Origin of the sequence: Hansschlegelia beijingensis (assembly GCF_014196425.1) — a bacterium.
In the GTDB taxonomy this organism is placed as follows: Bacteria; Pseudomonadota; Alphaproteobacteria; order Rhizobiales; family Methylopilaceae; genus Methylopila; species Methylopila beijingensis.
Genome location: NZ_JACIDR010000001.1, coordinates 848,484 through 869,123 on the forward strand (window position 1 = coordinate 848,484; position 20,640 = coordinate 869,123).

Here is a 20,640-nt window from a genome sequence, read left to right on the forward strand (position 1 = left end):
TCACCGGGGAGGGCCGACCCGCTCCATCCAGCGGATCAGAAGCGCGGCCGGCACGATCCAGATCAGGCCGAAGAAGGCGAAGAAGGCGAGCTGCGCGAGCGGGCCGGCGTCGGCCATCCTGATCTGCCCGACCGTCAGCACCACGAAGGCGTAGGCCATGACGCCGATCAGCAGGACAAAGACGCCGATGAACTTCTTGGCGCGCGGCGGCATGGCAGGTCCGTAGGGGGTGGACGTCTCGTCGCCTTGCGGGCGCCGCAGGGCGGACGTAAAGCCGGGCTCCGTTCCGGGTCAACCCCGACAAGGAGAGCGTGCGTGTCCCAGGCGAACGCAACCCCCCGCCGGCGCTTCGTGAGCGTCTGGCTTGTCGTCACGATCGCGCTGGTCGCCCTGATGGTCGTCGTCGGCGGCGCCACGCGCCTCACCGGCTCCGGCCTGTCGATCACCGAATGGCGCCCCGTGACCGGAGCGATCCCGCCGATCGGGGAGGCGGCTTGGGCGGAGGAGTTCGCCAAATACCGGGCGAGCCCGCAATACAAGCTGCTCAACGAGGGCATGTCGCTCGGGGAGTTCCAGTTCATCTACTGGTGGGAGTGGAGCCATCGCCAGCTCGGTCGGCTGATCGGGCTTGTCTTCGCCGGCGGGCTGCTGTTCGCCGCGGTGACGCGCCGGGTCACCCTTGGGGAGGGGCTGACGCTGTTCGGAATGGGCCTTCTGCTTGCGACCCAGGGCGCGATCGGCTGGATCATGGTGGCTTCCGGGCTTCAGCCGGGGATGACCGCCGTCGCTCCGATCAAGCTGACGCTGCATCTCGGCTTCGCGCTGCTCTTCTTCGGGGCCCTCGTGGCCTTCCTGATCCATGTGCGGCCGCCTCGTTCCGAGACGCCGCGCCTCTCCGCTCCGCTGAGGGCAGGCGCCTACCTGGTCCTCGCGCTGACCTTCGTTCAGATCCTGCTCGGAGGCCTGGTGGCCGGCTCGCGCGCCGGACTGACGTTCAACACCTGGCCGCTGATGGATGGCGGGTTCGCGCCGTCCCTCGACGGGCTGTTCGCCGTCACGCCGTGGTGGGAGAACTTCGTCGACAACGTCGCTCTGGTTCAGCTGAACCACCGGATCGGAGCCTACGTGCTCCTGATCGCGATCGCGCTCTACGCCTTCGCGGTGGTGCGCGCGGGCGCGGACCGTGCGACGAGGAGGCGCGTCTTCGAACTCCTGGGCGTCATGATCCTGCAGGCGGGGCTGGGCGTCGCGACGCTCGTGATGGTGGTTCCGCTGTCGCTCGGACTCGCCCATCAGTTCGGCGCGGTCGTGGCGCTCGCGCTCGCCGTCCGCAACGTCGCGCTGGCCGCGGGAGGGACCAGCCAGCGGGTGCGGGAACGGCGTCCGGGCGCCGTCGCGCAGCCGGTATAAGCCTTCAGAGGCCGAGCCGCGGAACCTCTATGGCGGGGCAGCGGTCCATGATGACCGTCAGCCCCCGGGCCTCGGCGCGGCTCGCCGCAGCCTCGTCGCGCAGGCCGAGCTGGGTCCAGATCACTTTGGGGAGCGGCTCGAGCGCAAGCGCCTCATCGACCACGCCGCCGATGTGCTCGAGCGAGCGGAAGACGTCGACCATGTCGATCGGCTCCGGCACGTCGGCGAGCCGGGCCACGCAGGGCGAGCCCGCCACTGTTCCGCCGGCGTGGCCGGGATTCACGCAGAACACCCGGTAGCCGCGCCGTCTCAGGAAACCCGCGACCCCATTGCTGGGCCGCATCGGGTTCGGACTGGCGCCGACGACCGCAATGGTGCGCACGCTCTGCAGCACGGAGCGAAGCAGCGCGTCCGGATATCGATCCGCGCCGCCGCCGGCTCCGCGCCCCGAGGTCGTGTCGGCGGTCAGTTGTCTTCCTCGTCGCCGAACAGCGCCTTGATCTTGTCGAGGTAGGGCTTCACGACGTCGACGTTGCCGGGCAGGGGCTGGAAGCTCTCGAGCGCGGAGAACTGTTCGTCGAGGTCCTTCAGCGCAGCCTTCTTCTCGTCCTCCGAGAGAGCCGCGTCGTTCTCGATCTCGCTCTGCACCTTCTTCTTTTCGCCGGCGAGATCGGTCTCGTTGCCCTCGGGATCGCTCGCGCCGAAAGCGAGAAGTACCGACTGCGCGACGTTCGCCCAGTCCGCATAGGTCGCGAACTCATACTTCTTCAGGATGGCGTCGATCTGCGCCTTCGCCTCCGGCTTATCCAGATAAGCCGCCAGAGCGCCGACCGGATCTTCCGCTTCGCCGACCTCGGCCTCGTCGCTCTCGGGCTGATTGTCGGGGGTCTTCGCCTGGGACTTATCGGCAGGGTCGTTCGCGGCCAGCTTCTCGCGCAGCGCTTCGAACTCCGGCCAGGCCGAGATGAAGGCCTCGACGAGTTTCGGCGTGAGCGGAACCTGCTTCGGCTCGGCGTCGTCGGGCGCTTCGCCCTGTGGCTGCGCCGCCCCGGCGGCCGGGCTCTGGGTCGTCTCCTGCGCGACAACTGGCGTCGCAAGCGCCAACGCCGCCACGCCGGCGGCGGCGAGCAGGAAGGAGCGCAGGGGGCGGTCGGCGATCAGCATTGACGTCCTCCGGGAGACGCTTGGCGCCTCGAAGCTTGCGCAGGACTGCGGTCGTGGCTTCATCGCCATTCGCGCCGATCCCGCCCGAGACTCAGGCGCTTCTTCGAATCGAACTATGGCCCGTGAAAATGGACGCGACCATGACGGAAATGCCACGCCCCGCCACCGATCGCGCGCCGCTCATGACAGTCGAGGAAGCCGAAGCCTTCCTTGAAACCGAATTTCCGCAGACCGCCTTTGGCGGCCGCACCTATGTGGTCGAGGACGTCGGACATGGCTCCGCCCGGCTCCGTCTCCTGTTCCACGAACGTCACCTGAGACCCGGCGGCACCTTGTCGGGGCCGTCCATGATGGCGCTCGCGGACGTCGCGCTCTACGTCGCGCTGCTCGGGGCGATCGGCCCGGTGAAGCTCGCCGTCACGACCAATCTGACGATCAACTTCTTCCGGAAGCCCGCGCCGCGGGATCTGCTCGCAGAGTGCCGCTACATGAAGATCGGCCGCAGCCTCTCGGTGGCCGAGGCGACGCTGTTTCAGGACGTCGGCGAAGCCGTGGCGCATGTCGTCGCGACATATTCGATCCCGCCTGAGGCTCGACCGGATGGGCCGGGCCCGCAGGAGGCGCGGCAGGATCAAGGGAGTTCCCGTCCCAAAACCGACGCTTAAACGGGGGGTAATAAATTACCCTTTTTATAAACCTATGAAATTGCTCATGTTTTCAGGCCGCTCCGCCGTTGATTTCGGCGGGGCGCTCGTCTATTAACTCCACCTGTCGCGCAGGGCTCCCCTGCGCGTTCTCGTTTTCCAATCCGAGGCTTCTCTCATGCGACCCCAGCCGGCCCGCTCTTTCGTGGCCAAACCGGCCGACGTCGAGAAGAAGTGGGTGGTGATCGACGCCAAGGGCCTGGTCGTGGGCCGGCTGGCTTCGCTCATTGCGCTTCGTCTCCGCGGCAAGCACAAGCCGTCCTTCACGCCGCACGTCGACGACGGCGACAACGTCATCGTGATCAACGCGGCCCAGGTCGCGTTCACGGGCAAGAAGCGCGAGGACAAGTCGTACTTCTGGCACACCGGCTATCCGGGCGGCATCAAGGAGCGCAAGGCGCACCAGATCCTCGACGGGCGCTTCCCCGAGCGCGTGATCGAGAAAGCCGTGGAGCGCATGCTTCCGCGCGGCCCGCTCGGCCGCAAGCAGCTCGGCAACCTGCGGGTCTACGCCGGCGAAAGCCACCCCCATGAGGCCCAGCAGCCGGTCGCGCTCGACATTGGCGGCCTCAATCGCAAGAACGTGCGGAGCGCTTGATCATGGCCGAGAACATCCAGTCCCTCGGCGAACTCGGCGGCGCCCTTAACGGCGGCCAGCCGGACGCCCCGAAATACGTCAAGAAGGTCGACCAGTTCGGCCGCGCCTACGCCACCGGCAAGCGCAAGGACGCGGTCGCCCGCGTCTGGATCCGTCCCGGCTCCGGCAAGGTCACGGTGAACAAGCGTTCGATCGAGGTCTACTTCGCGCGCCCCGTGCTGCGCATGATCCTCGAGCAGCCGCTCAACGTCGCGAACCGCAAGGGTCAGTACGACATCACCGTCACGGTCGCGGGCGGCGGGCTTTCGGGTCAGGCCGGCGCGGTGCGCCACGGTCTGTCGAAGGCGCTGACCTACTTCGAGCCGGAGCTGCGCGGCGTCCTCAAGAAGGGCGGCTTCCTCACCCGCGACAGCCGCGTGGTGGAGCGCAAGAAGTACGGCCGCGCCAAGGCGCGCCGGAGCTTCCAGTTCTCCAAGCGCTGACGCGCCGAAAAGTTCAGGTACTGCGTACGGAAAAGGCGGGCCCTCGGGCCCGCCTTTTTTCGTTCGGAGGCCGGCGCGGGCGCTTGGGCTGCTAAGCGCCCGCGATCACCGCCACCACGTCGCCGGCGCGCACGGTGCGCCCCTGCCGGGCGCGCAGGCTCACGATCCTGCCGGCGACGGGGGCGGAGATCTCCATCTCCATCTTCATGGCCTCCACGACCACGATCGGCTGACCGGCGGCCACCTCGTCGCCTTCCGCCACGAGCAGCTTCCAGACGTTTCCAGTCATGTGGCTCGGCGCCGCCGTGCAGCCCTCCGGAACCGCCTCGTCGCTCCGCGACGGCTCGGTCCCCGCCTCGCTGACGAAGCTGTCGAGGCCGCGCGCCTTCCAGTCGGCGCGCTCGGTCTCGAAGGCGGCCTGCCGGCTTCTCTGGAAGGCGTCGATGCTTTCGGCGTTGTCGGACAGGAACCGGGCGTAGTCACGGTACGAGAACGGGCTGTCCTCGATCCGGACCTCGTAGCGGCCGTGCGGGAAGGCGTCCCGCATCTCCAGTAGCTCCTGCTCGTCCACCGGGAAGAACCGCACGCGATCGAAGAAGCGCAGCAGGTAAGGGCGTCCCGGTTGGAAGGCCTTCGTCACGCGCCAGCTGTTCCACATCTGGATCGTGCGCCCGAACAGCTGGTAGCCGCCGGGCCCCTCCATTCCGTATACGCACAGATAGGCGCCGCCGATGCCGACGGCGTTCTCCGGCGTCCAGGTTCGGGCAGGATTGTATTTGGTGGTCACCAGCCTGTGGCGCGGGTCGACCGGGGTCGCGACCGGCGCGCCGAGATAGACGTCGCCGAGGCCGAGCACGAGATACTCGGCGTCGAACACGATGCGGCGCACGTCCTCGATCGAGCCGAGCCCGTTGATGCGGCGGATGAACTCGATGTTGTCCGGGCACCAGGGAGCGTCCGGCCGGACGAGCTCCTGATATTTGCGCATCGCAAGCCGGATCTGCGGGTCGTTCCACGATAGCGGCAGCCAGACCGTGCTGCTCGGCACGGTCACGTCTTCGGGCGCGGGCAGATCCCTCTCGATGCGCGTCAGCGCGTCGAGGAGGCGCTCGACGGGCAGGGTGGCGCTGTCGAAATGCACCTGCAGGGACCGGATGCCCGGGGTGAGATCGAGGATCCCCGGCATCTTCTCGGCGGCGAGCGCCTCCGCCAGGACATGCACGCGCATCCGGAGCGCGACGTCGAGCGCCATCGGCCCGTATTCGACGAGCAGATTGTCGTCGCCCGCCCGGCGATAGACGACCCGTGTCGGCCCGTCCTCGCTCATGCCGAGGATCGGGCTCGGGATGTCGCATGCGCGGCGGATCGAAGGGCAGGCGAGGCCGTGCGGCGTGAACCGCACCCGGTCGCCTGGCCTCAGTTGCCCCGCCTTCCACAACTCGTCGCGCGCGATCACGACGGGGCAGACGAAGCCGCCGAGGCTCGGCCCGTCGGGGCCGAGGATGATCGGCATGTCTCCGGTGAAATCGAGAGAGCCCACCGCATAGGCGTTGTCGTGAATGTTCGACGGATGCAGCCCGGCCTCGCCGCCGTCCGGCCGCGCCCAGCGGGGTTGCGGGCCGATCAGCCGGACTCCGGTGCGGTCGCTGTTGAAGTGCACCTCGTAGGTCGCGCCGAACAGGTCGACGATGTCGGCGTCCTGGAAGAAGTCCGGCGCGCCGTGCGGGCCCGACCTGACGCCGATCGTCCAGTCGCTCGTCAGCTCGGGCCGCTCGTCGGCTCGCGCGGCGCGCGGCTCGCCTTCCGGCGGAAGCGCGTCGATCTTCAGCATGTCCCCGGTCTTGAGAGCGCCCTGCGCATTGCCGCCGAAGCGGCCGAGCATGAAGGTCGATCTGGAGCCGAAGGCTTCCGCCGCCTCGATCCCGCCGCGCACCGCGAGATAGCCGCGCTGACCGGGACCGGATACCCGGCCGAGCGCGAGGGTCGATCCGGCCGGAGCCAGAAACGGCGCGAAGCGGGGCGCAGGCGCGCCGTCGAGCGTCGCCTGCATGTCGGCGCCGCCGAGCGCCACGATGGCCTCGCGGTGGAACTTCAGGGTCGGTCCGCTGACGGCGCACTCCAGCCCCGGCGCGCCCTCCGGATTGCCGACCAGCCTGTTGGCGAGGCGGAACGAGCGGTCGTCCATCGGTCCCGAGGGCGGCACGCCGACATCCCAAAGCCCCAGACGCCCCGGCCAATCCTGCACGCTGGTTTGCGCGCCCGGCGTCAGCACCTCGATGGCGCGCGGCGTGAACGGGAACGTCTTCAACGCGGCCGTCCAGACCTCGCCCGAGCGCAACAGATCGGACGCTGCGATCGCGCGCAGATAGTCGAGATTGGTTTCGATCCCGAGGAGAGTGGTGTCGCTCAAAGCCGCGGCCAGCTTCGCGAGCGCCGCCGTCCGATCCTCCCCGTGAACGATCACCTTGGCGAGCATCGGATCATACCAGGGCGTCACCTCGGCCCCGGTCTCGACCCAGCCGTCGACCCGCACGTCCTCAGGAAACGCGACCTTCGTCAGCAGGCCGGTGGACGGGCGGAAATCGGCCTGCGGGGTTTCGGCGTAGATCCGCGCCTCGAACGCCGCCCCCTTTGCGACGAGCTCTTCAGGCGCGGGCAGGGTGAGTTCGCCGGCCGCCTGCCTCACCATCCACTCGACGAGGTCGACCCCGAACACGGCCTCGGTGACGGGATGCTCGACCTGCAGCCGCGTATTGACCTCGAGGAAGGAGAAGTCCTGGCGCGCCACGTCGTAGATGAACTCGACGGTCCCGGCGGACTCGTAGGCGACGGCCTCCCCGAGCGCGACCGCCGCGGCGTGGAGCCGCGAGCGCACGGGCTCCGGGAGGTTCGGCGCCGGCGTCTCCTCGACGACCTTCTGGTTGCGCCGCTGGAGCGAGCAGTCGCGCTCGCCGAGCGCCACCACGCGGCCCCGCCCGTCACCGAAGATCTGCACCTCGACATGCCGGGCGGTCGCCACGAAGCGCTCGAGATAGACCCGCGCGTCGCCGAAACTGGCGCCGGCCATCCGCTGCACCGCATCGAAGCGCTGGCGCAACTCCACAACGTCCTGGCAAAGCTGCATGCCGATGCCGCCGCCGCCTGCGGTCGACTTCAGCATCACCGGAAAGCCGATCGCCTCGGCGGCGGCGATCGCCTCATCGGCGGATCCAAGCAGCCCCGATCCCGCCAACAGGGGCACGCCGGCGCGCTGCGCGATCTCCCGGGCCGTATGCTTCAGTCCGAAGCCGCGCAGATGCTCCGGCCGCGGCCCGATGAAGACGATTCCGTTTGCGGCGAGGCGCTCGGCGAACGCGGCGTTCTCGGACAGGAACCCGTATCCGGGGTGAACGGCATCCGCGCCTGTCCGGAGGCAGGCTTCGATGATGGCGTCGATGTCGAGATAGCTTTCGCGGGCGGGGGCGGGCCCGACCCGCACCGCCTCGTCCGCCTCCAGCACCGGCCGCGTGAACCGGTCCGCATCCGAATAGACCGCGACGGACGCGATCCCGAGCTTGCGGAGCGTTCTGACGATCCGGCCGGCGATCTCGCCCCGGTTCGCGATCAGGACCTTGTTGAACATTTGCGGGCGGTTCCGATGGGCGGGGGGAGGCGCACGAAATCCTGTGGCGGGCGGTCCTCTGCGAGGAGCGGCGTCCGCCGGCGAAGCCGCGGTCGAGGCTTGAACCCGAGCGAGGCGTCAGGCGCTCGACGGATCGAAGATCAGCACCTGCACCGGCGACGGGTCGAAGCCGTTGCAGGGGTTGTTGATCTGCGGGCAGTTCGAGATCACGCAGAGCAGGTCCATCGTGGCGAGCACGTCCACGTAGTCGCCCGGGGCCGAGACGCCGTCGACAATCGCAAGCGCGCCAGTAGGTTCGATCGGGACGTTCATGAAGAAGTTGATGTTGGGCACGACATCGCGCTTGGTCATGCCGTGCTTGGAGACCTCGATGACGAAGTTCTCGCGGCAGGCGTGCATGAAGCGCGTCTGATGACCGAACCGGACGGTGTTCGCCTCGCAGGAGCAGGCGCCCGCGGAGGTGTCGTGCCGGCCGCAGGAGTCCGCGATCACCACGCCGAGCACGCTGCCCTGGTTCGAGATCAGGCGCGTTCCGGCCGAGACGTATGACGCGCCCTGATCCAGGATGGTGTCCTGCGCGCTGTAGCGCTCTCCATGGTCGTGGGCGTTGTAGAAGAGCGTGTCGACGGCCTGGCAGCCCTGCAGGTCGACGATCCGCAGGATCTGTCCCTTCTCGACGAGCCCCGACCAGGGCCGGTTGGCCGGAATCGTGAAGTCGTAGATCGCCTGCCCGGGATCGAGGCCGACGGGCGCTGCGATGAAGGGGGAGGGTCGCCCGGAGAGGGAGGTCGGCTGCATCTGGCTCTCCTCAGCGCGCGCGCAGATAGCGGTCGGTGTTCTCGAAGCCGCGCACGGCCTCGGCGGTCGCGGTCCGGCACAGATCGTCGGGACCGGCTTCGGGAAGCCGATGCACGATCAGCTCTATCTCGCCGGGCTCATGCGCTGCGCCGGGCGCGAGCGGGTGAGGGCAGTTCGACACCGCGACCAGAAGGTCGACCTCCGCCCGCAGGTCGACGAAGTCCCCTGGCTGGACGACCCCGGGCCGGAAGGCCACACGCCCGCTCTCGTCGTGGACCACCGGCGCGAAGAGCGTGAGCACCGGCGAGATGTCGCGCGGGCCGAGACCGAACTTCGAGGCCGAGAGGATCATGTTCTCGCGCGTCGACCGCAGGCCGGGGTCCCCATGCTTCTTGAGGTTCGACGCGGGCGTCGAGCCGCCGACGACGGCGTCATGGGCGCCGCAGCTGTCCTCGACGATCGACATCAGCGCGCGCCCCATGTCGGAGAACAGCACGCGCCCCTTCCGCAGCTCGGTCGTCCACTGGATCTTGATCGTGTCGGCGCTGTTGTAGCGCTCGGACGGATCGGCCGCGTTCCAGAAGAACAGCGAGACGCCGGGCGTGCCGGAGACGTTGAGCACGCGCAGCGCTTCGCCGCGCATCACCGCCTCCGCCCAATACCAGCCGCCCGGAACAGTGATCCGCTCGCGCACGGCGGACGGTTCAATCGGGGCGGCGTCGCGTGGCGTGAGGGGCGGCAGCGTCCTCGGCGCGCTTGTCTGGCCCTCGGCCTTGAGCTGTTCGTAGCTTCGGCGGCGCTCCGCGATGAGCGCGGACTTTTCCTGGGTGGGATCGCTTGGCATAGCTGAGCTCCGCTTCCGAAACGTCGTCAGACCTCGGAAGTCGGCGCGGACCATCGCGGCGCCTGTTCCAGGCCCTTGAGGTCTCCCGGGATTTTGCCCCGCCGTGTCCCTGCCGGATGTCTCCCGGCAAGGCGGCAGCTCTCGGACCAGCCGTCTGGATCAGACGCGGAACCCTAGCCGCCAACTCAGTGCGTCGATGATAGAACGACCCTTCGGATAAGCCGCAGCCCAAAGAAACGGCATGGCGCGGAAATTGGCGGCGCCCTTAGGTCGCGCTGCGCGAGCCGACCAGAGCCGGGCTCGGCTCGCCCCAACTCTCCTCGAAAACGAGGTCCTCCAGCGGGAGCCGCCGCGCCCATCGCCGGGCTTCGAGTTCCGGCCGGTCGAACAGCCGGTCGACATAGCCGACGCAAAGATAGGCGACGATGATCGTCTCCTGCGGCACGCCGAGGATCGGGCGAAGGTCGTCGGGGTCGAAAATGCTGACCCAGCCCACCCCGATTCCCTCGGCGCGCGCCGCCAGCCAGAGGTTCTGGACCGCGCAGACCGCGCTGTAGAGGTCGGTGTCCCGCTGATGGGTGCGGCCGAGCACGACGGGGCCGCCGCGCGCGCGGTCGCAGGTGACGCAGATGTTGAGCGGCGCCTTGAGAATGCCCTCGAGCTTAAGCGCCCGGTACAGCGCGCCGCGTTCTCCCTCGAACATCTGGGCGGCTTCGGCGTTGCAGCGTGCGAAGGCGTCGCGGACGCGCGCCCGGGTCTCCGCGCTGCGGATCAGGATGAAGTTCCAGGGCTGCATCAGACCCACCGAAGGCGCGCTGTGCGCCGCGCGCAGCAGGCGGAGCAGGACGTCGTCCGGGATCGGACGCGGCAGGAACTCGTCGCGCACGTCCCGCCGGGTCTCGATAGCCCGATACACCGCCGCCCGATCAGCCTCGCCGAAAGAACCAGCCGGAACAGGATCTTCGGCTGGAATGCACAGATCGTGCTTCAGGACAGACGACATCGTTTCCGCTCCATGCGAAAGCAACGCCGGTCCCGCCGTCCGCGCGGTCCTGGCACATGCGTCCGGTCGGCCTTCTGGCTCTGGTTCATCCCGGAACGGCGCCTTCCCAGCCCTGCGGCCAGTGGCGTATCGCCGTCCAGTCCCCATCACAGCGCTGGGCGCGCCGCGGAATTCCACCGCGTTTCCGATTCTCCCGTCCCGGACGGGCGCCGAACATGCGCAACCTAGCGGTACGGCGGCTTGCATCCAAGCGGACCGGCCTTGCGCCATTCGGCCTAGCGAGCGCGGGGCGCGATGCCGATGTCATCATCTCCCCAGGGGCAACCGCGGATGAACAGCATGATTCCCTTCTCGGTCCTCGACCTTGCGCCGATCGCGGAAGGCTCCACGGCGGCGGACGCGTTCCGCAACTCCGTCGCTTATGCGCAAGCCGCCGAGGCGCTCGGCTACGAGCGGTTCTGGCTGGCCGAGCACCACAACATGACCGGCATCGCGAGCGCCGCGACGGCGGTCGTGATCGGGCATGTGGCCGGGGCGACGCGCTCGATCCGGGTGGGCTCCGGCGGCGTCATGCTGCCGAACCACGCGCCGCTCGTGATCGCGGAGCAGTTCGGCACGCTCGCCTCCCTCTATCCGGGCAGGATCGACCTTGGGCTGGGGCGGGCGCCGGGGACCGACATGGCCACGGCGCGCGCCCTGCGGCGCGGCCTCGATCGCTCCGACGAGTTCCCCCAGGACGTGGTGGAGTTGATGGGCTACTTCGCGCCCGCGGAGCCTGGCCAGCGCATCCGGGCGGTCCCGGGCGCCGGGCTCGACGTGCCGGTGTGGCTGCTCGGCTCGAGCCTTTTCTCCGCGCAGCTGGCCGCGATGCTCGGCCTGCCTTTCGCCTTCGCCTCGCACTTTGCGCCGACGGATCTGGTCGACGCCTTCGCCGTCTATCGTGAGCGCTTCCGCCCCTCGCCGCGGCTCGCGGCGCCCTACGCCATGGCGGCCGTGAACGTGCTGGCGGCCGACAGCGACGAGGAGGCGCGGCGGCTGTTCACCTCGCAGCAGCAGTCCTTCATCAATCTGCGCCGGGGGCGACCGGGTCTCCTGCCGGCGCCCATCGACGACATCGATCTGTACTGCACGCCTGCCGAGAAGGCCGGGATGCAGCACATGCTCGCCTATTCGTTCGTCGGTTCTTCGGAGACGGTGGAGCGCGGCCTCGCCGGGTTCCTGGATCAGCTCAAGCCGGACGAGCTGATGATCACCGGCCACGTCTTCGATTCGGCCGCGCGCGTGAGGTCGCTGGAGCTGACGGCGGAGATACGTGACCGGCTGAACGGCGGCGTCAGAAGGGCGGTCGCCTGAGGGGACCTACTTGACCGGGCGCTTCTCCAGCTTCCTGGCGAGCGTCCGTCGGTGCATGCCGAGCCTGCGGGCGGTCTCCGAGATGTTGAAGTCGGTCTCGATCAGCGTCTCGTGGATGCGCTCCCACTCGAGCGTCTTGATCGATGTCGGCCGTTCGGTGAGCGGCGCCGTCACGTCGCCTTCCGCTCGCCCGAAGGCCGCTTCGATGTCGTCGGTGTTGGAGGGCTTGGCCAGATAGTGCCGGGCGCCGAGCTTGATGGCTTCGACGGCCGTCGCGATGCTGGCGAAGCCGGTCAGCACGACGATCACCGTCTCCGGGTCATGGGCGTGCAGCGCCTGCACGCAGGCCAGGCCGGAGGCGCCGGCGAGCTTCAGGTCGACGACGGCGTAGTCGGGCGACCGGGTCTTCAGCAGTTCCTGAAGCTCCTCGAGGCTCGCCGCATGCAGCGCCTCGTAGCCGCGCCGCTCGAACGAGCGGCGGAGCGTGCGGGCGAACTGCGCGTCGTCCTCGACGATGACCAGCAGTCGTTCAGCGGCCATTGGCGCGCGTCTCCTCAATCGCCAGGGATGCGAGCGGCAGGGTGAGCGTCACCAGCGCTCCGCCCTCAGACAGGTTCCGGGCCCCAACGCGACCGCCGAGCTTGCGCAGGACGTTCACGACAAGAAACAGGCCCAATCCTCCGCCCTCGCGCCCCTTGCTCGACTGATAAGGCTTGCCGAGGTTCGCCAGCATCTCGGGCGGAAAACCTGTTCCGCGGTCGGCGATCTCGAGCACCAGGTTTTCGTCCTCGCGGCGCGCCGCGAACCCGACCCAGCGCGGCGAGGCGTCGACGGCGTTGTCGATCACGTTGCAGATCACCTGCTTCAGCCCGGTGTCGGAAACGATCGGGAGGTCGGGCCCGAAGCCGTTCTGGAACACGAGGTTCACGCCCTGACGCGCCGAGCGCCGGTCCTGCACGATGTCGTCCAGGAAGGCGTTGACGGTGGTGATGACGGGCTGCTCGCCACGCGCCTCGCCGGCGGACCGCAGGATGTCCGTGACGATCGCCTTGCAGCGCCGGACCTCGGCCTGCATCTCTTCGATCTCGGGCGCAAGCTCGGGATCGGACGCAAGCCGGGGCATTCTCCGCCAGTCGCTCAGGATGACGTCGAGCGTGGCGAGCGGCGTTCCGAGCTCGTGCGCGGCGCCGGACGCGAGCAATCCCATACGGACGATGTGATCCTCCTCCGCCGCGCGCTGCCGGAGATCGGCGAGCCGGGCGTCCCGCTCGCGGAGGTTCCGCCCGATCCGGTTGACGAAGACGACCAACAGCGCCGCGTCGAGCACGAAGCAGATCAGCATGCCCTGCACGTGGAGCCGGAACAGCGATCCGGCGTCCTCTCCGGGCAGCGCTATCGGCTGGTTGAACAGGGCGAGGCCGGCAAAGCAGGCGGTCGTGATGAGCACCATCGCCCAGGCGGACCAGACCTCGAGCAGCACCGCGCTCAGCGTGACCTGAAGCAGATACAGGAAGGCGAACGGGTTCGTCGCGCCCCCGCTGAAATAGAGCTGCGCCGTCAGCGCCGCCGCGTCGAAGGCGAGCGCGAGAAACAGGCCGGTGTTGCTGACCTCCGCATGCGTCCGGAGGCGCAGGAGGGTGGCGAGGTTGAGCGCGACCAGGGCCGCAAGCACGACGCCCATGGGCGCGAGCGGCAGCGCGACCCCGAGACCGAGTTCGACGACGGCGATCGTCAAAATCTGCCCGACCACGGCGATCCATCGCAGCTGAACCAGCTGCAGGATGTTCTTGCGGGCGGTCGACTGGCTGGCTGGTGAGAGGTCGCTGGTCACGAAAGCGGGCACGCTGGGACTTCGTGTCGTCGCACAGGCCGGATCGCGACCAGGCGGATGACGATGGACGCGGGCGTCAGCGCCCGCGGCGGAGCCGCAGCTCTCGCCGCATCATATAGGCGCCAGCGCCCGCGGCCATCAGGGCCAGCGAGAACCAGGTGAGCGCATAGACCAGATGGTTGTTGTGGAACGCGACGACCGTCAGGCCGCCTTTCGGGCCGCCCGGCCGGTCGCCGCCCGCATCGGCGTCGATGAAGTAGGGCGCGACGTCCTTCAATCCGCGCGCGGCCGCGATCGCCTGGACGTCGCGGGAGAACCAGCGGTCGGCGGCGGGATCGTTGGAGCGGAGGAAGCCGCCGTTGGGCTCGCTTATGCGCAGCAGGCCGGTGACGGAGGTCTCGCGGTCCGGACCGTCGAGGTCGCCGCGCCAGCCCGACGGAACGAAGCCGCGGTTGATCAGGACGGTGAAGCCCTCGGAGGTGCGGAACGGCGAGAGGACCCAGTAGCCGGCGCCGAGATCGGTCACGGCCTGGGTCAGCGCCGGCTTCGCCTGCTCGAAGACGCCGGAGACCCGCACCCGGCGGTACTCGTCGCTCTCGGCGGTCACCGACCGCCACTGCGCCGGGCCGGGAGCAGGCGAGGGCGCCGCGTGGACGCGGCGCTCGACCCGGTCGATCAGGTCGAGCTTCCAGGAGAGCCGCTGGACCTGCCAGATCCCGAGCGCCGTGAAGACCGCGCAGGCGAGCAGGAGCAGAAAGACGAGCCCCAAGAACGCGCCGGGCCCGCGCCGGGAGCTTCCGTCGGCTTTCCGCTCCGCGGCCATCCTCAGCGCGGCCGACGCAGCCTCAGTGGCCGCCGTGGGGCGGGCTGACCCCGGGGGTCATGTCGTGCATTCCGGCCGGGCCGCCCATGCCCTCCATCGGCACATGGGCGGGCATCATGTTCGCGTTCAGGTGGAACATGACCCAGAACGAGCCGGCGAGCGTGATCACCACGATCACGATCGTGAAGATCGCCGCCAGCATCGTCCAGCCGCCTTCGGACTTCGTGTTCATGTGCAGGAAGAAGATCATGTGGACCACGATCTGCATCGCCGCGAACACCAGGACCGTGATGGCCGCCGTCCGCGGATCACGGAACACGTCGCCCATCACCAGCCAGAACGGAATGGCGGTCAGGATGACCGAGAGGAAGAAGCCCAGCAGGTAGCCGCGCATCGTGCCGTGGCTGGCGTGCGAGTGGTCGAGCTCGTGGCCGTGCCCGGCCCCATGCGGCTCGTGCGATGCGGCGTGGGCGTCGGCGCTCATCGCAGAACTCCCATCAGGTAGACGAAGGTGAAGACGCCGATCCAGATGACGTCGAGGAAGTGCCAGAACATGCTGAGGCACATCAGCCGGCGGCGGTTCTCGATGACCAGCCCGCGCTGGGCGACCTGCACCATCAGCGTGACGAGCCAGATGACGCCGAAGGTGACGTGCAGTCCGTGCGTGCCGACGAGCGCGAAGAAGGACGACAGGAAGGCGCTGCGCTGGGGCGTGGCGCCCTCATGGATGAGGTGCGCGAACTCGTAGAGCTCGATCCCCAGGAAGGCCAGGCCGAACAGGCCAGTGACGCCGAGCCAGACCAGCGTCTGCGCCTTGCGGTCCTTGGCCATCGCCAGCATGGCGAAGCCATACGTGATGGACGAGAACAGCAGCATCGCCGTGTTCACCGCCACCAGCGACAGATCGAACAGGTCCGCCCCGGTGGGCCCGGCTGCGTAGCTGCGGCCCAGGACGCCGTAACAGGCGAACAGGACCGCGAAGATGAGACAATCGCTCATCAGGTAGATCCAGAAGCCGAGCAGCGTCCCGTTTTCGGGATGATGCTCGTCCTGGAGGTAGAAGGTCGTCGGGTCGGCCTGGGCGGCCGCGGCGGCGGGGTTGGCGCTCATCGGTTTCAGGCCCCCGCCGTCAGAAGGCGCGTGCGCTCGTTCTCGATCTCGGCGACGCGTTCGGCCGGGATGTAGAAGTCACGCGCATAGTTGAAGGTGTGGGCGATCGAGACGACCAGGATCGCCGCGAAGCTCAACGCCGCCAGCCACCAGATGTACCAGATCAGCGCGAAGCCGAGCACGGTGGACAGGCCCGCCAGGACGATGCCGGCGCCGGTGTTCTTCGGCATGTGGATGGCTTTGTAGCCTCCCACCGGCCGCACGTAGCCGCGCTTCTTCATGTCCCACCAGGCGTCGAGATCGTGGACGCGCGGCGTGAAGGCGAAGTTGTACTCCGGCGGAGGCGAAGAGGTCGCCCACTCGAGCGTGCGGCCGCCCCAGGGATCGCCCGTCGTGTCGCGCAGCTGCTCGCGGCGCTTGAAGCTCACGAAGAGCTGGATGAGGAACGACAGGATGCCGATCGCTATGAGCACCGCGCCGAAGGCCGCGATCACGAACCAGATCTGCAGCGACGGATCGTCGAAGCGGTTCAGGCGGCGCGTCACGCCCATCAGGCCGAGCACGTAGAGCGGCATGAAGGCGAAGTAGAAGCCGACCACCCAGAACCAGAACGACATCTTGCCCCAGAACGGATCGAGCTTGAAGCCGAAGGCCTTCGGGAACCAGTAGGTCACGCCCGCCATCAGGCCGAACACGACGCCGCCGATGATCACGTTGTGGAAGTGCGCGATCAGGAACAGCGAGTTGTGCAGCACGAAGTCGGCCGGCGGCACCGCGAGCAGAACGCCCGTCATGCCGCCGATCACGAAGGTCAGCATGAAGGCGAGCGTCCACATCATCGGCAGCTCGAACCGGATCCGGCCGCGATACATGGTGAACAGCCAGTTGAAGATCTTCGCGCCTGTCGGGATCGAGATGATCATCGTCGTGATCCCGAAGAACGAGTTCACGCTCGCGCCCGACCCCATCGTGAAGAAGTGGTGGAGCCACACCAGGTACGACAGAATGGTGATGACCACGGTCGCGTAGACCATCGACGCGTAGCCGAACAGCCGCTTGCCGCAATAGGTGGACACGACTTCGGAGAAGATGCCGAAGGCCGGCAGGATCAGGATGTAGACCTCCGGGTGGCCCCAGATCCAGATCAGGTTCACGTACATCATCGGCGAGCCGCCGAAGTCGTTCGTGAAGAAGTTCGTCCCGACGTAGCGGTCGAGCGACAGCAGCGCGAGCACCGCCGTGAGCACCGGGAAGGCCGCGACGATTAGCACGTTCGTGCAGAGCGCGGTCCAGGTGAAGACTGGCATCTTCATCAGGGTCATGCCGGGCGCGCGCATCTTGACGATGGTCGCGATCAGATTGACGCCGGACAGCAACGTCCCGACGCCTGCGATCTGCAGCGCCCAGATGTAGTAGTCGACGCCGACGCCCGGACTGTAGGAGGACCCCGACAGCGGCGGGTAGGCGAGCCAGCCCGTGCGCGCGAACTCGCCGACGAAGAGCGAGACCATGACCAGAGTGGCGCCGCTCGCGGTCATCCAGAAGCTGAAGTTGTTCAGGAACGGGAAGGCCACGTCGCGCGCGCCGATCTGCAGCGGCACGACGTAGTTCATCAGCCCGGTCACGAACGGCATCGCCATGAAGAAGATCATGATGACGCCGTGCGCGGTGAACACCTGGTCGTAGTGGTGCGGCGGCAGGTAGCCGTTGACCTCGCCGAACGCGATCGCCTGCTGGGCGCGCATCATGATCGCGTCCGCGAAGCCGCGCAGCAGCATCACGATCGCCAGGATGATGTACATGATGCCGATCTTCTTGTGATCGACAGTGGTGAACCACTCTTTCCAGAGATAGCCCCAGAGGCGGTAGTAGGTCAGCGCGCCGACGATGGCGATCCCGCCGAGCGCGACGGCGATGAACGTCGCGACCAGGATCGGCTCGTGATACGGGAACGCCTCGAGCGACAGCCGTCCGAAGATCAACTGCTGGAGGTCCAGGTTGGAAAACATGATGTCTGCTCGTTCAGTCAGCTAGGGCGGTCGGCGGCGGGCTTAGTGGTCATGCATCTGACCGGGAGCGGGACCCTGCTGGTCCCCCCCGGGCATCCGATGGCCCTGGCCTTCGTCCGGCTGGGTCTGCTGCTTGTTGACGTCAGGCGTCAGCGAGTCGGGCTTCATGCCCTGCGGCTGAACGTTGGTGTTCGGCGGGCGGCCCGAGACCGGGAAGGTCGCGCCCGGCTCCTCGACGCCCTGGCGCAGCCGGTGCCCGTCGTAGCGCAGGCGCTCACGGTTGGCTTCGCTGTTCTTGTGGTCGCCGCCCTTCGCGTCGATGTGCATCATCTCGCTCATGCACATCTGGCCGGGCAGGGCGCACATGTTGAGAATCTTGTTGTAGAGGCCGGTCTCGACTGACGCGTAGTAGCGCACCGGCTCGCCCTCGCTCGGGCGCTCGAGCGCCCGATAGACGTCCTGGTCGAGCGGCGAGCCTTCGGCCTTCGCCTTGGCGATCCACTCGTCGAAGGCCTTGTGGTCGAGCCCCAGGAACTTGAAGTTCATCCGGGAGAACCCGGCCCCGCTGTAGTTCGCCGAGAAGCCGTTGAAGTCGCCGGGCTTGTTGATCACCGCGTGGAGCTTGGTCTCCATTCCGGGCATCGCGTAGATCTGGCCCGCGAGCGCCGGAATGAAGAACGAGTTCATCACCGAGGATGCGGTGATGTGGAAGGTGATCGGCCGGTCCACGGGCGCGGCGAGCTCGTTGACGGTGGCGATGCCGTACTCGGGGTAGAAGAACAGCCACTTCCAGTCGAGCGCGACGACCTGCACGTCCAGCGGCCTGGCGTCCGGCGGCATGGGCTTCGACTGGGAGATGCGGTCGAGCGGACGGAACGGATCGAGCAGATGGGTGCTGATCCAAGTGATCGCGCCGAGCGCGATGATGATCGCCAGAGGCGCCGACCAGATGACGACCTCGAGCCGCGTCGAGTGGTGCCAGTCCGGATCGTAGGTCGCGGACTTGTTCGACGCCCGATAGCGCCACGCGAACAGCACCGTGAGCGCCATCACCGGGACGATGATGATCAGCATCAGGATCGTCGAGATGACGATCAGGTCTCGCTGCTGGGCCGCAATGTCCCCAGAGGGGCTCATCACCACCATCTCGCAGCCTGCGAGCAGGAACAGCAGCGGCAGAAGGACGATTTTGCGGAGAATGCTCACGGGCAGGCCGACGGTCGGTGGGGAGGCTTTGGGCTGCGTTAAGCCCCTCACCGAAGCCAAGATAGTGGACGGTTTGTCCCATCGGCTGAGACGTCGCAGGCGCCTCTCGGGACCGGACGCGGCGTTCGCGCGTTTGGGCGACGGGGTCGCGGCGGCCGCCTTGGCCGTAAGAACAAATGCGGTGCTGGGGCGTTCCATGGTCATCTAGCGGCGCGGCCGAGCGGTGGCCGCCGCCAGAGTTGGCGTCCCGGAGCGAAGAAACGCATGAGCCACGATTACGCCCTGTCGCATAGCGCGCCTCTGGAGCGCGACGCCCGCCTCGTCAGCGGCGACGCCAAGGTGGCGCCCGGCGAGATCGCGATTGCGGTCGTCATCGGCCGGACGTCCGAGTTCTTCGATTTCTTCGTCTACGGCATCGCCTCGGTGCTGGTGTTCCCGCAGCTGCTGTTCCCCGAGTTCGATCCGCTGACGGCGACGCTCTACTCCTTTGCGATCTTCTCGCTCGCCTTCATCGCGCGGCCCATAGGCTCCGTGATCTTCATGCAGATCGACCGGCTTCACGGTCGGGGAGTGAAGCTGACGATCGCGTTGTTCCTGCTCGGCGGCTCGACAGCGGCGATGAGCTTCCTGCCGGGCTACGCCCAGATCGGATTCTTCGCGGCCGGAATGCTCGCCTTCCTCCGGATCTGCCAAGGTCTGGCGCTGGCGGGCGCATGGGACGGCCTCGCCTCGCTGCTGGCGCTGAACGCGCCCCAGAGGCGTCGCGGATGGTACGCGATGATGCCGCAGCTCGGCGCGCCGCTGGGCTTCCTGCTGGCCGCCGGCCTGTTCGCCTTCTTCGTCAGCAATCTCTCGAACGAGGACTTCCTGGACTGGGGCTGGCGCTACCCGTTCTTCGTGGCCTTCGCGATCAACGTCGTGGCGCTGTTCGCCCGACTTCGCCTCGTCGCCACGGACGAGTTCACCGCCCTGCTCGAGCGCCGTGAGCTGAAGCCCACGCCGGTCTGGCAGATGTTCCGCAACGAAGGCGGCAACGTCCTGATCGGCGCCTTTGCGGCGCTGGGCAGCTTTGCGCTGTTCCACCTGGTCACGATCTTCCCGCTGTCCTGGGTCACGCTCTTCACGGGCCGCTCCGCGCGGGAGTTTCTCTTGACCGAGATGGCCGGCGCGGTGGTCTGCCTGCTCGCGATCATCGCTTCAGGCGTGATCGCTGATCGGATCGGGCGGCGCACGCTGCTCGGGATCTGCGCGGTGCTGATCGGCCTGTTCAGCTTCGCGGCCCCGTTCCTGCTGGCCGGCGGCGCGATTTCGGAGGCGGGCTTCATCGTCCTCGGTTTCGCCCTTCTGGGCCTCTCCCACGGGCAGGCGTCCGGCGCCGTGACGTCGAATTTCTCGACCCAGTACCGCTACACCGGCGCTGCGCTGACCTCGGACATGTCCTGGCTGTTCGGCGCGGCCTTCGCGCCGCTCGTGGCGCTCGGTCTGTCGGCGAAGTTCGGCCTGGCCTTCGTCGGGCTCTATCTGCTGTCCGGCGCCGTCTGCAGCGGCGTCTCGCTGTTGATCAACCGGCGCATGCTCGACATCCGGGACTGATCGCGCACGGCGCCAGCGCGGGACCTTCTGCGTCGCTCGGTCGTTGTCAAAGCGAAGGCCGCTCCTCGGGGAGCGGCCGCGTTGTCAGAC

Annotated in this window: 19 protein-coding genes, 1 pseudogene and 2 riboswitches; of the genes and pseudogenes, 6 read left to right on the forward strand and 14 right to left on the reverse strand. The window is 68.0% G+C overall.

The features are described from left to right. Complete coding sequence (locus tag GGR24_RS03980; RefSeq protein ID WP_183393961.1) at positions 1–213, reverse strand: DUF2842 domain-containing protein; 213 nt, start codon at positions 211–213, stop codon at positions 1–3. Between the two features lie 102 nt (positions 214–315). On the opposite strand from GGR24_RS03980, the gene GGR24_RS03985 reads away from it, so the two are divergent. Beyond that, entirely contained in the window at positions 316–1,410 is a 1,095-nt protein-coding gene (locus GGR24_RS03985; RefSeq protein WP_343066184.1) for a COX15/CtaA family protein, read from the forward strand. 4 nt (positions 1,411–1,414) lie between these two features. Here the strand turns inward: GGR24_RS03985 and GGR24_RS03990 are convergent, their stop codons facing one another. Next, a complete protein-coding gene (locus GGR24_RS03990; RefSeq protein ID WP_343066185.1) occupies positions 1,415–1,804 on the reverse strand; it encodes a CoA-binding protein in 390 nt (129 codons plus the stop codon). A 71-nt stretch (positions 1,805–1,875) separates the two neighbouring features. Beyond that, the gene (locus GGR24_RS03995) at positions 1,876–2,574 is read right to left on the reverse strand and encodes a hypothetical protein (protein ID WP_183393962.1); all 699 of its coding nucleotides are present in this window, start codon (positions 2,572–2,574) and stop codon (positions 1,876–1,878) included. A 149-nt stretch (positions 2,575–2,723) separates the two neighbouring features. Here GGR24_RS03995 and GGR24_RS04000 point away from each other — a divergent pair. The 3 genes and pseudogenes from GGR24_RS04000 to rpsI form a co-directional block, all read left to right on the forward strand. Continuing rightward, positions 2,724–3,164: pseudogene (locus tag GGR24_RS04000) on the forward strand (PaaI family thioesterase); the annotation flags it as partial. A gap of 232 nt (positions 3,165–3,396) precedes the next feature. Then, positions 3,397–3,876, forward strand: a complete 480-nt coding sequence (gene rplM / locus GGR24_RS04005) for a 50S ribosomal protein L13 (RefSeq protein WP_183393963.1) — start codon at positions 3,397–3,399, stop codon at positions 3,874–3,876. Between the two features lie 2 nt (positions 3,877–3,878). After that, positions 3,879–4,358 (forward strand): 30S ribosomal protein S9, encoded by a 480-nt coding sequence (gene rpsI / locus GGR24_RS04010; RefSeq protein ID WP_183393964.1) that lies wholly within the window; start codon positions 3,879–3,881, stop codon positions 4,356–4,358. A 91-nt stretch (positions 4,359–4,449) separates the two neighbouring features. On the opposite strand, the gene GGR24_RS04015 is transcribed toward rpsI, so the two are convergent. The 4 genes from GGR24_RS04015 to bluB all read right to left on the reverse strand — a co-directional run bounded on the left by GGR24_RS04015 (position 4,450) and on the right by bluB (position 10,625). Continuing rightward, complete coding sequence (locus tag GGR24_RS04015; protein WP_183393965.1) at positions 4,450–7,980, reverse strand: 5-oxoprolinase/urea amidolyase family protein; 3,531 nt, start codon at positions 7,978–7,980, stop codon at positions 4,450–4,452. Positions 7,981–8,097: 117 nt separating this feature from the next. Beyond that, positions 8,098–8,778 (reverse strand): urea amidolyase associated protein UAAP2, encoded by a 681-nt coding sequence (locus tag GGR24_RS04020; protein WP_183393966.1) that lies wholly within the window; start codon positions 8,776–8,778, stop codon positions 8,098–8,100. 10 nt (positions 8,779–8,788) lie between these two features. Then, positions 8,789–9,622, reverse strand: a complete 834-nt coding sequence (locus tag GGR24_RS04025; protein ID WP_183393967.1) for an urea amidolyase associated protein UAAP1 — start codon at positions 9,620–9,622, stop codon at positions 8,789–8,791. 80 nt (positions 9,623–9,702) lie between these two features. Continuing rightward, a riboswitch (guanidine-I (ykkC/yxkD leader) is annotated at positions 9,703–9,810 on the reverse strand. A 77-nt stretch (positions 9,811–9,887) separates the two neighbouring features. Further along, positions 9,888–10,625 (reverse strand): 5,6-dimethylbenzimidazole synthase, encoded by a 738-nt coding sequence (bluB, locus tag GGR24_RS04030; RefSeq protein WP_183393968.1) that lies wholly within the window; start codon positions 10,623–10,625, stop codon positions 9,888–9,890. A gap of 47 nt (positions 10,626–10,672) precedes the next feature. Next, a riboswitch (cobalamin riboswitch) is annotated at positions 10,673–10,854 on the reverse strand. A 110-nt stretch (positions 10,855–10,964) separates the two neighbouring features. Between bluB and GGR24_RS04035 the strand changes: the two genes are divergently transcribed. Further along, positions 10,965–11,978, forward strand: coding sequence for an LLM class flavin-dependent oxidoreductase (locus GGR24_RS04035; RefSeq protein ID WP_183394473.1), 1,014 nt, complete (start codon positions 10,965–10,967; stop codon positions 11,976–11,978). Positions 11,979–11,984: 6 nt separating this feature from the next. On the opposite strand, the gene GGR24_RS04040 is transcribed toward GGR24_RS04035, so the two are convergent. The 7 genes from GGR24_RS04040 to cyoA all read right to left on the reverse strand — a co-directional run bounded on the left by GGR24_RS04040 (position 11,985) and on the right by cyoA (position 18,963). Further along, entirely contained in the window at positions 11,985–12,518 is a 534-nt protein-coding gene (locus GGR24_RS04040) for a response regulator transcription factor (protein WP_183393969.1), read from the reverse strand. Beyond that, positions 12,508–13,821, reverse strand: coding sequence for an ATP-binding protein (locus tag GGR24_RS04045; RefSeq protein WP_343066186.1), 1,314 nt, complete (start codon positions 13,819–13,821; stop codon positions 12,508–12,510). Before GGR24_RS04045 ends, GGR24_RS04040 begins: the two co-directional genes overlap by 11 nt. Before the next feature lie 64 nt (positions 13,822–13,885). Next, positions 13,886–14,632, reverse strand: coding sequence for an SURF1 family protein (locus GGR24_RS04050; protein WP_183393970.1), 747 nt, complete (start codon positions 14,630–14,632; stop codon positions 13,886–13,888). 22 nt (positions 14,633–14,654) lie between these two features. Beyond that, on the reverse strand, positions 14,655–15,116 hold the full coding sequence (cyoD, locus tag GGR24_RS04055; RefSeq protein ID WP_183393971.1) for a cytochrome o ubiquinol oxidase subunit IV: 462 nt from the start codon (positions 15,114–15,116) through the stop codon (positions 14,655–14,657). Continuing rightward, complete coding sequence (gene cyoC / locus GGR24_RS04060; protein ID WP_183393972.1) at positions 15,113–15,742, reverse strand: cytochrome o ubiquinol oxidase subunit III; 630 nt, start codon at positions 15,740–15,742, stop codon at positions 15,113–15,115. Before cyoC ends, cyoD begins: the two co-directional genes overlap by 4 nt. 5 nt (positions 15,743–15,747) lie before the next feature. After that, entirely contained in the window at positions 15,748–17,751 is a 2,004-nt protein-coding gene (gene cyoB / locus GGR24_RS04065) for a cytochrome o ubiquinol oxidase subunit I (RefSeq protein WP_183393973.1), read from the reverse strand. A gap of 42 nt (positions 17,752–17,793) precedes the next feature. Continuing rightward, positions 17,794–18,963, reverse strand: coding sequence for a ubiquinol oxidase subunit II (gene cyoA / locus GGR24_RS04070; protein ID WP_281375310.1), 1,170 nt, complete (start codon positions 18,961–18,963; stop codon positions 17,794–17,796). 258 nt (positions 18,964–19,221) lie between these two features. On the opposite strand from cyoA, the gene GGR24_RS04075 reads away from it, so the two are divergent. Then, positions 19,222–20,550 carry an MFS transporter gene (locus GGR24_RS04075; protein WP_183393974.1) on the forward strand — a complete coding sequence of 443 codons (1,329 nt, stop codon included), beginning with the start codon at positions 19,222–19,224 and terminating at the stop codon, positions 20,548–20,550. Positions 20,551–20,640: the final 90 nt, after the last annotated feature.

What these genes read in the sequence shown, in the direction of transcription:
- GGR24_RS03980 (WP_183393961.1), bottom strand. Translation starts at nt 213, where the DNA reads ATGCCGCCGCGCGCCAAGAAGTTCATCGGCGTCTTTGTCCTGCTGATC.
- GGR24_RS03995 (WP_183393962.1), bottom strand. Translation starts at nt 2,574, where the DNA reads ATGCTGATCGCCGACCGCCCCCTGCGCTCCTTCCTGCTCGCCGCCGCC.
- rplM (WP_183393963.1), top strand. Translation starts at nt 3,397, where the DNA reads ATGCGACCCCAGCCGGCCCGCTCTTTCGTGGCCAAACCGGCCGACGTC.
- rpsI (WP_183393964.1), top strand. Translation starts at nt 3,879, where the DNA reads ATGGCCGAGAACATCCAGTCCCTCGGCGAACTCGGCGGCGCCCTTAAC.
- GGR24_RS04015 (WP_183393965.1), bottom strand. Translation starts at nt 7,980, where the DNA reads ATGTTCAACAAGGTCCTGATCGCGAACCGGGGCGAGATCGCCGGCCGG.
- GGR24_RS04020 (WP_183393966.1), bottom strand. Translation starts at nt 8,778, where the DNA reads ATGCAGCCGACCTCCCTCTCCGGGCGACCCTCCCCCTTCATCGCAGCG.
- GGR24_RS04025 (WP_183393967.1), bottom strand. Translation starts at nt 9,622, where the DNA reads ATGCCAAGCGATCCCACCCAGGAAAAGTCCGCGCTCATCGCGGAGCGC.
- bluB (WP_183393968.1), bottom strand. Translation starts at nt 10,625, where the DNA reads ATGTCGTCTGTCCTGAAGCACGATCTGTGCATTCCAGCCGAAGATCCT.
- GGR24_RS04035 (WP_183394473.1), top strand. Translation starts at nt 10,965, where the DNA reads ATGATTCCCTTCTCGGTCCTCGACCTTGCGCCGATCGCGGAAGGCTCC.
- GGR24_RS04040 (WP_183393969.1), bottom strand. Translation starts at nt 12,518, where the DNA reads ATGGCCGCTGAACGACTGCTGGTCATCGTCGAGGACGACGCGCAGTTC.
- GGR24_RS04050 (WP_183393970.1), bottom strand. Translation starts at nt 14,632, where the DNA reads ATGGCCGCGGAGCGGAAAGCCGACGGAAGCTCCCGGCGCGGGCCCGGC.
- cyoD (WP_183393971.1), bottom strand. Translation starts at nt 15,116, where the DNA reads ATGAGCGCCGACGCCCACGCCGCATCGCACGAGCCGCATGGGGCCGGG.
- cyoC (WP_183393972.1), bottom strand. Translation starts at nt 15,742, where the DNA reads ATGAGCGCCAACCCCGCCGCCGCGGCCGCCCAGGCCGACCCGACGACC.
- cyoB (WP_183393973.1), bottom strand. Translation starts at nt 17,751, where the DNA reads ATGTTTTCCAACCTGGACCTCCAGCAGTTGATCTTCGGACGGCTGTCG.
- GGR24_RS04075 (WP_183393974.1), top strand. Translation starts at nt 19,222, where the DNA reads ATGAGCCACGATTACGCCCTGTCGCATAGCGCGCCTCTGGAGCGCGAC.